This is a genomic window from Psychrobacter sp. AOP7-B1-24 (assembly GCF_052376215.1).
Lineage (GTDB): Bacteria > Pseudomonadota > Gammaproteobacteria > Pseudomonadales > Moraxellaceae > Psychrobacter.
Map to the genome: position 1 here is coordinate 1 of NZ_JBQSVL010000156.1, position 1,966 is coordinate 1,966.

The following is a 1,966-nucleotide window of genomic DNA, read 5'->3' on the forward strand; positions in this document are numbered from 1 at the left end:
TACAACGGTTTATACAACGGTTTATACAACGGTTTATACAACGGTTTATACAACGGTTTATACATCGGATTATACATTGGTTTATACAACAAAATTATATTGCGCTGACTGACCATTTTTGGTGTATAAACTGTTCAGATAAGTGGTGATTTTTTTAAATCACCACTTTATACACCACTTTATACACCATTTTATACACCAGGCTCTTAAAGCAGTTTTGCTTGGCCATGCTTCTTAACATAGTCTCGCATGAAGGCTCTAACAGCTTGTGAGGCCGTTGTATCTTGGTTATTGCAAGCATGTTTAAAGGCTTTTAGCAGGTTTTCATCAACTTTAGCAGTGAACATCTTGTCCTTTGGGGCTTCCATAGTCATTCCTTATATACTTGGTATATACCTATTATATAATCGGTATAGGTATAATCACAATCAAAACCTTTTAAAAATGCTTGATATACACTTGGTATATACGTGTTGTATATTAATTATATATAAAATCCTTTGAAAGCCTTTAAAATCAATGGCTGAGCTTATCTATCTTTTAACCTTATTTTTTTATCAAATATCCCTACACTCAATCTGCTGATTGAGTGCTTTTTTTATTTGTTTTTTTTTCTTAAAAGCCTATGTTATATAGCCTAGGGGGCTATATAACACTTGATCGCTTGTCTGTTGTTGATATGCTCTTGGTTCGGCTGGGTTCTGAAATCAGGGAACACTCACCCTAAAGGACTCACAGTTGAAAAACTGCAAACCCTTTAGTGTTGTTACCTTGACGGTGTTTGCTCATGCCCTCGGCACGACTTGGGACACTCATCAGGAGGTCATCACTGTATCAAGCTGACCCTGTTAAGATTACGGCTGATAGCACCGCCTAGACACGCTCTTAACCGCGATTTAAGCCGTTCTGACGCTAGCAAGGGGATAAACCCCAATATACCGCTATAGATACGCTTAAAACGCCACTCATTGCGCTGCTCAATATGTCTAGTCACCCCTGTCGGGAGCTTTCGTATCACCCACACAATGCAGTCGTCGCTGATGCCTGCCACCCATTGCTAGGGAACAGTTAAAGGACGATAGGGGCGATGTAACGATCAAATAGGGAGTTAGGCGTTTTGTGTATTTAGACTTGCAAATCAGGCGGTGTGTGCCTTAGAATACCCTTAACGGGCTATATGCTGGTCAAATAACGCAGTCTGAATGCTTATTTGGTCGTTACAGTCGTTCCCCAACGTCTGTAACCGTTAACGAATACTAACGACAAAGCCCTTAACGTGTCAAGCGTTAAGGGCTTTTTCTATGCAAAATTGTTCAACTCTTGTTTGTTTTGCTTGGACTGAGGTCGAGTATTGACCAAGATCAGGCGGTCTTTTTCGCCTGTCCTGGTCAATACTGACCCAACAACCGCAAGGGCGTTAGTTCTTTGCATCGCCCCTAGGCGATGTTTAGCCCCAAAGGGGGGTATTTTCGTCCAGAAAATGCACAGACCATCACCCCAAGTGTGGGCTGCGTGGGGGAGCCGAAATCGTGGCAACTAGCGTCCAGCTAAGGTGCAGACCAACCCCAGTTGGGCGATAGATTTTGGGGGTGAAACCCGCCGTCAGTAAGCACTGACCTCGGGCGTTTTTTTTGCTACCCCAAAAAGGGTAAAAAACGTGCGAGGTCAGTGGTGAAACCACTGGCGGCCCCGAGTGAACCGTAACGAAGTGGAGGTTTACGCTGGAACGAAGTGTAAGGCAACTAAAAAGCGGCAGCGAGGTCGTCCAGACCTCGCAAAATAAGGGTAGGGCGTTCAGCCCGTCAGCCTTATTTGGTGACGATTTTTGGGCGCAGCGAAGCGTAGTATGCTGTTTTTGCTAGTTTTTCGTAGTATAGAACTTCGTGTGAGCCGTTGATAATTAAAATTCAACGGTTTATACAACGGTTTATACAACGGTTTATACAACGGTTTATACAACGGTTTA

The 1,966-nt window shown here is 43.2% G+C and carries 2 protein-coding genes; both read right to left on the reverse strand.

The features are described 5' to 3' along the window. Nucleotides 1–206 precede the first annotated feature (206 nt). A complete protein-coding gene (locus tag ACT3QP_RS14655) occupies nt 207–368 on the reverse strand; it encodes a hypothetical protein (RefSeq protein ID WP_444526006.1) in 162 nt (53 codons plus the stop codon). Between the two features lie 931 nt (nt 369–1,299). Beyond that, nucleotides 1,300–1,431, reverse strand: coding sequence for a hypothetical protein (locus tag ACT3QP_RS14660; protein ID WP_444526007.1), 132 nt, complete (start codon nt 1,429–1,431; stop codon nt 1,300–1,302). Between the last annotated feature and the right edge of the window lie 535 nt (nt 1,432–1,966).

Coding starts and splice junctions, on each gene's coding strand:
- ACT3QP_RS14655 (WP_444526006.1), bottom strand. CDS start 368: ATGGAAGCCCCAAAGGACAAGATGTTCACTGCTAAAGTTGATGAAAAC.
- ACT3QP_RS14660 (WP_444526007.1), bottom strand. CDS start 1,431: ATGCAAAGAACTAACGCCCTTGCGGTTGTTGGGTCAGTATTGACCAGG.